The sequence below is a fragment of the Streptomyces sp. NPDC053493 genome (assembly GCF_044544825.1).
Taxonomy (GTDB): domain Bacteria; phylum Actinomycetota; class Actinomycetes; order Streptomycetales; family Streptomycetaceae; genus Streptomyces.
Map to the genome: position 1 here is coordinate 166,792 of NZ_JBITXS010000006.1, position 11,555 is coordinate 178,346.

7 protein-coding genes are annotated in these 11,555 nt (G+C 70.8%); 1 reads left to right on the top strand and 6 read right to left on the bottom strand.

The annotated features are described in order from the left end of the window. Positions 1–65: 65 nt before the first annotated feature. The 6 genes from ACIGO8_RS19340 to ACIGO8_RS19365 all read right to left on the bottom strand — a co-directional run bounded on the left by ACIGO8_RS19340 (position 66) and on the right by ACIGO8_RS19365 (position 7,622). Positions 66–1,223, bottom strand: coding sequence for a PAC2 family protein (locus ACIGO8_RS19340; RefSeq protein ID WP_399731723.1), 1,158 nt, complete (start codon positions 1,221–1,223; stop codon positions 66–68). Between the two features lie 144 nt (positions 1,224–1,367). After that, a complete protein-coding gene (locus ACIGO8_RS19345; RefSeq protein WP_399731726.1) occupies positions 1,368–2,429 on the bottom strand; it encodes an LLM class flavin-dependent oxidoreductase in 1,062 nt (353 codons plus the stop codon). Positions 2,430–2,591: 162 nt separating this feature from the next. Next, entirely contained in the window at positions 2,592–4,196 is a 1,605-nt protein-coding gene (locus tag ACIGO8_RS19350; protein WP_399731729.1) for an FAD-dependent oxidoreductase, read from the bottom strand. A 16-nt stretch (positions 4,197–4,212) separates the two neighbouring features. Beyond that, positions 4,213–5,763 carry a glycerol kinase GlpK gene (gene glpK, locus ACIGO8_RS19355; RefSeq protein WP_399731732.1) on the bottom strand — a complete coding sequence of 517 codons (1,551 nt, stop codon included), beginning with the start codon at positions 5,761–5,763 and terminating at the stop codon, positions 4,213–4,215. Between the two features lie 32 nt (positions 5,764–5,795). Further along, positions 5,796–6,581 carry an MIP/aquaporin family protein gene (locus tag ACIGO8_RS19360; RefSeq protein WP_399731735.1) on the bottom strand — a complete coding sequence of 262 codons (786 nt, stop codon included), beginning with the start codon at positions 6,579–6,581 and terminating at the stop codon, positions 5,796–5,798. A 276-nt stretch (positions 6,582–6,857) separates the two neighbouring features. Next, positions 6,858–7,622 carry an IclR family transcriptional regulator gene (locus tag ACIGO8_RS19365; RefSeq protein WP_399731738.1) on the bottom strand — a complete coding sequence of 255 codons (765 nt, stop codon included), beginning with the start codon at positions 7,620–7,622 and terminating at the stop codon, positions 6,858–6,860. Between the two features lie 244 nt (positions 7,623–7,866). Here ACIGO8_RS19365 and metH point away from each other — a divergent pair, with 244 nt between their 5' ends. Continuing rightward, positions 7,867–11,376: a methionine synthase gene (gene metH / locus ACIGO8_RS19370; protein ID WP_399731741.1), complete on the top strand. Its 3,510-nt coding sequence runs from the start codon at positions 7,867–7,869 to the stop codon at positions 11,374–11,376. The last annotated feature ends 179 nt before the right edge of the window (positions 11,377–11,555 follow it).

The following is an 11,555-nucleotide window of genomic DNA, read 5'->3' on the forward strand; positions in this document are numbered from 1 at the left end:
CCAGATCGACCGGGTCCGCATGACGCCGTACGGGAGGGGCGGCCGCGCCGTCCCTCCCGTACCGCTCACTCCTCGGCGTCGTCGCCGTCCCGCTCCTCGGCGGACGGGTCCCGGTCCTGGGCCGGCGGCTCCTCGCCCCGCGGCCCTTCGCCGGACGGCCCTTCAACCGTCGACTCCGGGCCCGTCGACTCCGGGCCCGTCGACTCCGGGCCCGTCGACTCCGGGCCCGTCGGCTCCGGGCTCGTCGGTTCCGCGCCCGGCACCGCCTCGGGGCCCGGCTGCTGCGGCTTCGGCGGGCGGGTGCGCCCGCTCGGGGCGTCCCGCAGGTACGAGGTGTCGCCGCCCTCCGTCGCCACTCCCGGACCGGAGCCCGGGCCCTGGCCCGGCTCGCGCCGCCGCAGATAACGCTCGAACTCGCGGGCGATGGCCTCGCCGGAGGCCTCGGGCAGCTCCGCCGTGTCCCGCGCCTCCTCCAGCGTCTGCACGTACTCGGCGACCTCGCTGTCCTCGGCCGCCAGCTGGTCCACGCCCAGCTGCCAGGCCCGCGCGTCCTCGGGCAGCTCGCCCAGCGGGATGTGCAGGCCGATCAGGTCCTCGAGGCGGTTGAGCAGCGCCAGCGTCGCCTTCGGGTTCGGCGGCTGCGACACGTAGTGCGGGACGGCCGCCCAGAGGCTGACCGCCGGCACACCGGCGTGCGTGCAGGCCTCCTGGAGGATGCCCACGATGCCCGTCGGGCCCTCGTACCGCGTCTCCTCCAGGTCCATCGTCCGGGCCAGGTCGGGGTCGGAGGTGACGCCGCTGACCGGCACCGGGCGGGTGTGCGGGGTGTCGCCCAGCAGGGCGCCCAGGATCACCACCATCTCCACGCCCAGCTCGTGGGCGAAGCCGAGCAGCTCGTTGCAGAACGAACGCCAGCGCATCGACGGCTCGATCCCGCGCACCAGGACGAGGTCCCGGGGCTTGTCACCGCCGATCCGCACCACCGAGAGCCGGGTGGTGGGCCAGGTGATCTTGCGGACCCCGCCGTCCAGCCACACCGTGGGCCGGTTGACCTGGAAGTCGTAGTAGTCCTCGGCGTCGAGCGCCGCGAACACCTCTCCCTTCCACTCCCGGTCCAGATGGGCGACCGCGGCGGAGGCGGCGTCACCGGCGTCGTTCCACCCCTCGAACGCGGCCACCATGACCGGGTCGATCAGCTCGGGAACCCCCTCGAGCTCGATCACCCAGCGCCTCCTTCGTCGAAGTTCCTGTCGTACGGACCAACCTTATGCCTTTCCGGCGGCCCGCCCGCAGCCCTCGAACACGCCCGAGAGCCGTCTCGGCCTTGATCGACTACCCAGGAACTCCCGTCGGCACGCGTGTCGGAGTCAGTCCTCCCAGAGCGTGCTCGGAGCCTCCTTCCGCAGTACCGGGGCGATCTCCTCGGCGAACCGTTCCAGCGTCTCGATCTGCTCCGCCGTGGACTGCCCGAAGGCGTCGACGGTAACCGACTGGAGGTCGTGGCGGTACACCTCGTGGAAGCCGAGGACCTTGTCGATGATCTGCTGCGGCGAGCCGATCAGCTGCGGGCCGTCGGCGACGGCCTCCTCGATGGTGCGGAAGGGGGTGTTGTAGCCGGCCTTGCCCTCCAGGTCGGGCCGGAAGGACTGGCGCACCTTGGCCTCGTACAGGTCCCGGTAGCGGCTGACGGCCTGTTCGGCGGTGTCCGCGATGAGCAGCCCGCCGGAACCGGCCGCCACGCGCGCGTCCTTCGGGTCGTGCCCGTACTCCTCGAACCGCCGCCGGTAGTGGGCGATGAGCTTCGCGTACGCCTCACGGGGCTGAATGGCGTTGGCGGTGAACAGCGGGTCGCCGTGCCGGGCGGCGAGCTCGGGCGAGTTGAGGCTGGTGGCCGAGCCGTGCCAGATCCTGGGCGGGCCGGCGTACGGGCGGGGCAGGGTGGTCGTGTTCCTCAGGGCCGGCCGGAACTCGCCCTCCCAGTCCACGCCCTCCTCCGTCCACAGCCGGCGCAGGAGTTCGAACTTCTCCTTCTGCAGGTCCCACTGGCGCTGCTCGTCGAGGCCGAAGAGGTCGAAGTGCCCGGCCTCGGCGCCCTTGCCGACGACGAGCTCGATCCGGCCCCGGGAGAGCTGGTCGAGCGTGGCGTAGTCCTCGGCGACCCGCACCGGGTCGAGGATCGCGACGACGGTGACACCGGTCAGCAGGCGGATGCGGGAGGTGCGGGCGGCCAGCGCGCCGAGCAGCACCGAGGGGCTGGAGGAGAGGAACGGGCCGGCGTGCCGCTCGCCCAGGGAGTACGCGTCGAAGCCGAGCCGCTCGGCGACCTCGCCGACCGCCAGGACCTGCTCCAACCGGTCGGCGGCGGAGGGCAGTTCGCCGGTCAGCGGGTGCGGGGCGTGGCCGATGAGGGAGAGCACCTGAAACTTCATGGTTCAACTCTGCGCGCCGAGTGTTGCGGACGTGTGGCGGCGGGATGGCGCGCCCAGGAGCACCCCTCCGGAGCAGGGCGCGTGCGGCACGCGCCAGGAGCAGCACGCGTCAGGGGCGGTCTCCCAGGAGACCGCCCCTGACGAAACCCGCGCCGGCAAGGGCTACTTGCGCAGCATGTCCTCGACCTTGCCGCGGATCTCGTCCGTGGCCAGACCGCGGATGGTCAGCGTGGTGCGGCGGCGCAGCACGTCGTCCGCCGTCTCGGCCCACTCGTGGTCACGGGCGTAGGCGACCTGCGCCCAGATCTCCGGCGCGTCCGGGTGGATGCGCTCGGCCAGCTCCGGGTTCTCGTTCGCCATGCGGGCGATGTCGAAGGAGAGCGAGCCGTAGTGGGTGGCCAGGTGCTTGGCGGTGTCGGCGGACATCCGCGGGCCGGGCGCCGGGCCGTCCACGAGCAGCCGGTGGGCCACCGCGTTCGGGTTGGCGATGCCGGGCAGCGGCAGCCGCTTCGGCAGCGTGGCGACCGGCTCGTAGTCGTCGCCGAGCGGCCCGCCCGGCAGCGACTCCAGCTTCTTCATGATGGTGCGGCCGATGTGGCGGAAGGTGGTCCACTTGCCGCCGGCCACCGACAGCATGCCGCCGCGGCCCTCGGTGACGACCGTCTCGCGCTTGGCCTTGGAGGTGTCGCCGGGACCGCCCGGCAGCACCCGCAGACCGGCGAAGGCGTAGGTGATCAGGGAGCGGTCGAGCTGCTGGTCGCGGATGGAGAAGGCGGCCTCGTCCAGGATCTGGGCGATGTCCTTGTCGTTGACCGCGACCGCGCCCGGGTCGCCCTCGTACTCCTCGTCGGTGGTGCCGAGCAGCAGCATGTCCTCCCAGGGGAGGGCGAAGGTGATCCGGTACTTGTCGATCGGGGTGGCCAGCGCGGCCTTCCAGGGCGAGGTCCGCTTGAGGACCAGGTGGGCGCCCTTGGAGAGGCGGATGGAGGGAGCCGCGTTCGGGTCCTCCATCCGGCGCAGGTGGTCGACCCACGGGCCGGTGGCGTTGAGCACCAGGCGGGCGCTCACGCCGAACTCGTCGCCGGACAGCCGGTCCCGGAGCTCCGCGCCGGTGACCCGGCCGCGGGTGAAGCGCAGGCCGGTGACCTCGGCGTGGTTGAGGACGACCGCGCCGGCGTCGACCGCGGCGCGCACGGTCATCAGGGCCATGCGGGAGTCGTTCATCTGGTCGTCGCCGTAGACGGCGACGGCCTTGAGGTTGTCGGTGCGCAGCTCCGGCACGTCCTGGGCGGCCTTGGCGGGGCTCAGCAGGTGGCCGACGCCGTCGCCGAAGGCGGACAGCGCGCTGTAGGCGAAGACGCCGGCGCCGAGCTTGGCCGCGCCGTGCGGGCCGCCCTTGTAGACGGGCAGGTAGAAGGTGAGCGGGTTGGACAGGTGGGGAGCGACCTGGCGGGAGACCGCGCGCCGCTCGAAGTGGTTCTCCGCGACCAGCTTGACCGCGCCGGTCTGCAGGTAGCGCAGACCGCCGTGGAGGAGCTTGGAGGAGGCGGAGGAGGTGGCGCCGGCGAAGTCGCCGGCGTCCACCAGCGCCACCCGCAGTCCGGACTGCGCGGCGTGCCAGGCGGTGGAGATGCCCAGGATGCCGCCGCCGATCACCAGGAGGTCGTACGTCGCCTTGGACAGCTGCTCCCGGGTCTCGGCGCGGGTCGGAAGGGAACCGGCAGCCGGGTGCATCCCCAGGGAGGGGAGGCTCTGCAGGGTGGTCATCGCAACTTACTCCTCGTCAGTTCTCTTCTTCTTCGAGCCAGCCCATGGAGCGCTCTACGGCCTTGAGCCAGTTCTTGTACTCGCTGTCGCGCTTGTCGGCGTCCATGCGAGGGGTCCACTCGGCGGCCCGGCGCCAGTTGGCGCGCAGCGCGTCGGTGTCGGGCCAGAAGCCGACGGCCAGGCCGGCGGCGTAGGCGGCGCCGAGGCAGGTGGTCTCGGCGACCATGGGGCGCACGACGGGCGCGTCCAGGAAGTCCGAGAGGGTCTGCATCAGCAGGTTGTTGGAGGTCATGCCGCCGTCGACCTTGAGCGCGGTCAGCTCGACGCCGGAGTCCTTGGTCATGGCGTCGGTGATCTCGCGGGTCTGCCAGGCGGTGGCCTCGAGGACGGCGCGGGCGATGTGCGCCTTGGTGACGTAACGGGTGAGGCCGGCGATCACACCGCGGGCGTCGGAGCGCCAGTACGGGGCGAAGAGGCCGGAGAAGGCCGGCACGAAGTAGGCGCCGCCGTTGTCCTCGACGGAGGAGGCGAGGGTCTCGATCTCCGCGGCGGACTTGATGAGGCCCATCTGGTCGCGCATCCACTGGACGAGCGAACCGGTGACGGCGATCGAGCCCTCCAGGGCGTAGACCGGCTTCTCGTCGCCGATCCGGTAGCCGACGGTGGTCAGCAGGCCGCTGTAGGAGTTGATGATCTTGTCACCGGTGTTCATCAGCATGAACGTGCCGGTGCCGTACGTGGACTTGGCCTCGCCCTCGGCGAAACAGGTCTGGCCGAACAGCGCGGCCTGCTGGTCGCCGAGCGCGGAGGCGACCGGGACGCCGTCGAGGACGCCGCCCTTGACCGTGCCGTACACCTCGGCGGAGGAGCGGATCTCGGGCAGTACGGCGGCCGGGATGTCGATGGAGGCGAGGATGCGCTCGTCCCAGGCCATCTCGTGCAGGTTCATCAGGAGGGTGCGCGAGGCGTTGGTGACGTCGGTGACGTGGACGCCGCCGTCGACACCGCCGGTCAGGTTCCAGATGACCCAGGAGTCCATGGTGCCGAAGAGGATCTCGCCGCGCTCGGCGCGCTCGCGCAGGCCCTCGACGTTGTCGAGCAGCCAGCGGACCTTCGGGCCGGAGAAGTACGAGGCGAGCGGGAGGCCGGTCTCGCGGCGGAAGCGGTCCTGGCCGACGTTGCGGCCGAGCTCCTTGCACAGGGCGTCGGTGCGGGTGTCCTGCCAGACGAGGGCGTTGTGGACGGGCTCACCGGTGTTCTTGTCCCACAGCAGGGTGGTCTCGCGCTGGTTGGTGATGCCGATCGCCTTGACGTCGGCGGCGGTGATCCCGGCCTTGGCGATGGCGCCGGCGACGACCTCCTGGACGTTGGTCCAGATCTCGGTGGCGTCGTGCTCGACCCAGCCCGGCTTCGGGAAGATCTGCTCGTGCTCCTTCTGGTCGACGGAGACGATCCGGCCGTCCTTGTCGAACACGATGCAGCGGGAGGAGGTGGTGCCCTGGTCGATGGCCGCGATGAACGGCCCCGCGCCGTGGGTGGAGGTGGCGGAGGTGTGGGCGTCGGTCACGGATGACTCCTGGAATCTGGAGGAAGGACGGCTCAGGCGAACGCGATGTTGTAGATACCCGCGGCGATGGCGCCGCCGACCAGCGGGCCGACGACCGGGATCCAGGCGTAGCTCCAGTCGGAGCCGCCCTTGTTCGGCAGCGGCAGCAGGGCGTGCACGATGCGCGGTCCGAGGTCGCGGGCCGGGTTGATCGCGTAGCCGGTCGGGCCGCCGAGCGAGAGGCCGATGGAGACGACGACGAAGGCGGTGATCAGGGCGCCGATGACGCCGAGGCCCTTGCCGCTGTCGTTGAGGCCCTGGGTGAGCACGGCGAGCACCAGCACCACGGTGCCGATGATCTCGGTGGCCAGGTTCTGCCAGGGGTTACGGATCTCCGGGCCGGTCGAGAAGATGCCGAGCACCGGACCGGCCTTGGGGGCGGCCTTCTGGTCGACCATGCCCTCCTCGTGCGGGGTGGAGATGATCGACTCGTCCGTGAGGTGGGCCCGGAACTGGCCGTAGTAGGCCACCCAGACCAGCGCCGCGCCGATCATGGCGCCGAGCATCTGGCCGGCGACGTAGACCGGCACGTCGCTCCAGTCCCCGTCCTTGATCGCTATGCCGATCGTGACGGCGGGGTTCAGATGGGCGCCGGAGAGGGAAGCGGTCATGTAGACCGCCGTCATGACGGCGAAGCCCCACCCGAAGGTGATCGCGAGCCAGCCCGCGTTGCGGGCCTTGGAGCTCTTGAGCGTGACGGCGGCGCAGACGCCACCGCCGAGCAGGATGAGTACGGCGGTACCGATGGTCTCGCCGATGAAGATGTCGGAGCTGGACACCCGCGACTCCTTTGTCCTTCGTCCAGGGGAAGGCGAACCACGGGTCCCTCCGGTGGTCCGCGCCCTCGAATGAGGGCGTTGCCGGCCCTTGGCACTGTCACACCTTAGCGCGTATTGCCGGTAGCTGTTCGACAATGCCGACCGATGAACGGAAGTTTTGCGCCACGGTTAACAGCGCGTCAAGGGTCGCGGGCGCGAAAAACCCGCCGATAACGCGATCGTTACCGACGGGTTCAGTGTCGTCCGGGCGGCGCGGCGCCGCAGGTCGGAATCAGGTCAGAAGCGGCCCGCTCCCAGATCCCTGGAGACCGCCCGCGCGCAGTCCCGTACCGCCGCCACCAGCTCCGAGCGCAGCTCGCCACCGGCGCAGACCCGCTCCACCGCGCCGGTGATGGCCACGGCGCCCACCGGCATCCGCCGCCGGTCGTGGATCGGCGCCGCCACCGAGGCCACGCCCTCCCAGGTCTCCTCCACGTCCGCGGCCCAGCCGCGCGCCCTGGTCATGTCGAGCAGCGTCTCGAAGTCCGCCAGCGCGGTGACGGTACGCGGGGTGAACGGCTCCCGTTCGACCTCCACCGCCTCGCTGTGGGCCACCGGGTCGTACGCCGAGAGGACCTTGCCCAGAGCCGTGGAGTGCAGAGGCTGCATGGCGCCCACCTCCAGGACCTGGCGGCTGTCGTCGGGCCGGAAGACGTGGTGCACGATCAGCACGCCCTGCTGGTGCAGCACGCCCAGATGGACGCTCTCGCCGCTGGAGCGGGCCAGGTCGTCGGTCCACACCAGGGCCCGGGCGCGCAGCTCGTGCACGTCCAGATAGCTGTTGCCGAGCCGCAGCAGCTCGGCGCCCAGCTGGTAGCGGCCCGAGGCCGCGTCCTGCTCCACGAAGCCCTCGGCCTGCAGGGTGCGCAGGATGCCGTGCGCCGTGCCCTTGGCCAGGCCCAGCGAGGAGGCGATGTCGGACAGGCCGAGCCGGCGCTCGCCGCCCGCGAGCAGTCGCAGCATCGCCGCCGCCCGTTCAAGCGACTGGATGTTCTTCGCCATCGCCCGGCCCTTCTCCCTCACATGCTGTTCGACAATGCTGAACACTATCGGTCGATGCCGACCTTGTGTCACACCAGACAGTGTCGAACAAGAACGGGCCGTACCGGGAGTCCCCGCACACAGGATGCCGTCCACCAGCTGGAACCCCATGTCCACCCCGGCGCTCACACGGCTACTCTGGGCCCGTGCGCGCTCCGCCGAGTGCGCAAAGCCGACAGCCGTCGCATCCCAGGGAGCCCCATCCATGGCCTCGTCGCCGAACCCTTCCGCCGACCTCCAGAGCCGAGCGGCCGCGCTCCGCGAAGCACTCGCCACCCGAGTCGTCGTGGCCGACGGCGCCATGGGCACCATGCTCCAGGCACAGGACCCCAGTCTCGAGGACTTCCAGAACCTCGAGGGCTGCAACGAGATCCTCAACATCACCCGGCCCGACATCGTCCGCTCGGTCCACCAGGAGTACTTCTCCGCCGGCGTCGACTGCGTCGAGACCAACACCTTCGGCGCCAACCACGCCGCCCTCGGCGAGTACGACATCCCCGAGCGCGTCCACGAGCTGTCCGAGGCCGGCGCCCGCATCGCCCGCGAGATCGCCGACGAGTTCACCGCGAGCACCGGCCGGCAGCGGTGGGTCCTCGGCTCCATGGGCCCCGGCACCAAGCTGCCGACCCTCGGCCACGCCCCGTACACCACCCTGCGCGACGCCTACCAGCAGAACGCCGAGGGCCTGATCTCCGGCGGCGCCGACGCGCTGCTCGTCGAGACCACCCAGGACCTGCTCCAGACCAAGTCCTCGATCATCGGCGCCCGCCGCGCCCTCGACGCCCTCGGCGTCGACGTGCCGCTGATCTGTTCGGTCACCGTCGAGACCACCGGCACCTTGCTGCTCGGCTCCGAGATCGGCGCCGCGCTCACCGCGCTCGAGCCGCTCGGCATCGACATGATCGGCCTGAACTGCGCCACCGGCCCCGCCGAGATGAGCGAGCACCTGCGCTACCTCGCCCGCCACTCGCGCATCCCGCTCTCCTGCATGCCCAACGCCGGCCTGCCCGTGCTCACCTCCGACGGCGCCCACTACCCGCTGTCGCCGGCCGAGCTCGCCGACGCCCAGGAGACCTTCGTCCGCGAGTACGGCCTGTCCCTCATCGGCGGCTGCTGCGGTACGACTCCCGAGCACCTGCGCCAGGTCGTCGAGCGGGTCCAGGGCCTCACCCCGACGGCCCGCGAGCCGCGCCCCGAGCCCGGCGCCGCCTCGCTCTACCAGACCGTCCCCTTCCGCCAGGACACCTCGTACCTCGCCATCGGCGAGCGGACGAACGCCAACGGCTCGAAGAAGTTCCGCGAGGCCATGCTGGAGGGCCGCTGGGACGACTGCGTCGAGATGGCCCGCGACCAGATCCGCGAGGGCGCCCACATGCTCGACCTCTGCGTCGACTACGTGGGCCGCGACGGCGTCGCCGACATGGAGGAGCTCGCCGGCCGCTTCGCCACCGCCTCCACGCTGCCGATCGTGCTCGACTCCACCGAGGTCGAGGTCATCCGGGCCGGCCTGGAGAAGCTGGGCGGCCGCGCCGTCATCAACTCGGTCAACTACGAGGACGGCGACGGACCCGAGTCCCGCTTCGCCAAGGTCACCCGTCTGGCCCAGGAGCACGGCGCCGCGCTGATCGCCCTCACCATCGACGAGGAGGGCCAGGCCCGCACGCCGGAGAAGAAGGTCGAGATCGCCGAGCGGCTCATCGCCGACCTCACCGGCAACTGGGGCATCCTCGAGTCGGACATCCTCATCGACACCCTGACCTTCACCATCTGCACCGGCCAGGAGGAGTCGCGCAAGGACGGCATCGCCACCATCGAGGCGATCCGCGAGCTCAAGCGCCGCCACCCGGACGTCCAGACCACGCTCGGCCTGTCCAACATCTCCTTCGGCCTCAACCCGGCCGCCCGCATCCTGCTCAACTCGGTCTTCCTCGACGAGTGCGTCAAGGCGGGCCTCGACTCGGCCATCGTCCACGCGAGCAAGATCCTCCCGATCGCCCGCTTCGACGAGGAGCAGGTCACCACCGCCCTGGACCTGATCTACGACCGGCGCAGCGAGGGCTACGACCCGCTCCAGAAGCTGATGGCCCTCTTCGAGGGCGCCACCGCCAAGTCGCTCAAGGCCGGCAAGGCCGAGGAACTCCTCGCCCTGCCGCTGGAGGAGCGCCTCAAGCGTCGGATCATCGACGGCGAGAAGAACGGCCTGGAGGCGGACCTCGACGAGGCGCTCACGACCACGCCGGCCCTCGACATCGTCAACAACACGCTGCTCGACGGCATGAAGGTGGTCGGCGAGCTGTTCGGCTCCGGCCAGATGCAGCTGCCGTTCGTGCTCCAGTCCGCCGAGGTCATGAAGACCGCGGTGGCCTATCTGGAGCCGCACATGGAGAAGTCCGACGCGGACGGCAAGGGCACCATCGTCCTCGCCACCGTCCGCGGCGACGTCCACGACATCGGCAAGAACCTCGTGGACATCATCCTCTCCAACAACGGCTACAACGTCGTCAACCTCGGCATCAAGCAGCCCGTCTCCGCGATCCTGGAAGCCGCCGAGGAGCACCGGGCCGACGTCATCGGCATGTCCGGTCTCCTGGTGAAGTCCACGGTGATCATGAAGGAGAACCTGGAGGAGCTGAACCAGCGCGAGCTGGCCGCGAAGTACCCGGTGATCCTCGGCGGCGCCGCCCTCACCCGGGCCTACGTCGAGCAGGACCTCCACGAGATCTACCAGGGCGAGGTCCGCTACGCCCGCGACGCCTTCGAGGGCCTGCGCCTGATGGACGCCCTCGTCGCGGTCAAGCGCGGCGTGCCCGGCGCCACCCTGCCCGAGCTCAAGCAGCGCCGGGTCGCCAAGGGCGCCGCCACCCTCCAGGTCGAGGAGCCGGAGCCGGGCGGCCGCTCGGACGTCGCCACCGACAACCCGGTGCCGGCCCCGCCGTTCTGGGGCACCCGCGTCGTCAAGGGCATCCAGCTCAAGGAGTACGCCTCCTGGCTCGACGAGGGCGCCCTCTTCAAGGGCCAGTGGGGCCTCAAGCAGAACCGGGCCGGCGACGGCCCCTCGTACGAGGAACTGGTCGAGACCGAGGGCCGGCCGCGCCTGCGCGGCTGGCTGGAGCGCCTGCACACGGAGAACCTGCTCGAAGCGGCCGTCGTCCACGGCTACTTCCCCTGCGTCTCCAAGGGTGACGACCTGATCATCCTCGACGAGGCCGGCAACGAGCGCACCCGCTTCACCTTCCCGCGCCAGCGGCGCGGCCGGCGGCTGTGCCTCGCGGACTTCTTCCGCCCGGAGGAGTCCGGCGAGACCGACGTCGTCGGCCTCCAGGTCGTCACCGTCGGCTCGAAGATCGGCGAGGCCACGGCCAAGCTGTTCGAGTCCGACTCCTACCGCGACTACCTGGAGCTGCACGGTCTGTCCGTACAGCTGGCCGAGGCCCTCGCCGAGTACTGGCACGCCCGGGTCCGCGCCGAGCTCGGCTTCGGCGGCGAGGACCCGGCGAACGTCGAGGACATGTTCGCCCTCAAGTACCGCGGCGCGCGCTTCTCGCTCGGCTACGGCGCCTGCCCCGACCTGGAGGACCGGGCGAAGATCGCCGAGCTCCTGGAGCCGGAGCGGATCGGCGTCCACCTCTCGGAGGAGTTCCAGCTCCACCCGGAGCAGTCCACGGACGCCATCGTCATCCATCACCCCGAGGCGAAGTACTTCAACGCTCGGTAACCGCTACGGCGGTAAATCCGTGCGCCGGGAGTGACCGCGACGTAGACTGGTCGGTCCAGTGCAGGCCGGCCGCCCCCCCCCGTACCGGGGTGGGCGGCCGGCCTTCTCGTCCCTCGATGGAGGTGTTGCCGGTTAAAACGACCGTGCCCCCCGGCAATTTTAGATCCCCCCCGACAAAA

What these genes read in the sequence shown, in the direction of transcription:
- ACIGO8_RS19350 (WP_399731729.1), bottom strand. Translation starts at nt 4,196, where the DNA reads ATGACCACCCTGCAGAGCCTCCCCTCCCTGGGGATGCACCCGGCTGCC.
- ACIGO8_RS19365 (WP_399731738.1), bottom strand. Translation starts at nt 7,622, where the DNA reads ATGGCGAAGAACATCCAGTCGCTTGAACGGGCGGCGGCGATGCTGCGA.
- metH (WP_399731741.1), top strand. Translation starts at nt 7,867, where the DNA reads ATGGCCTCGTCGCCGAACCCTTCCGCCGACCTCCAGAGCCGAGCGGCC.
- ACIGO8_RS19345 (WP_399731726.1), bottom strand. Translation starts at nt 2,429, where the DNA reads ATGAAGTTTCAGGTGCTCTCCCTCATCGGCCACGCCCCGCACCCGCTG.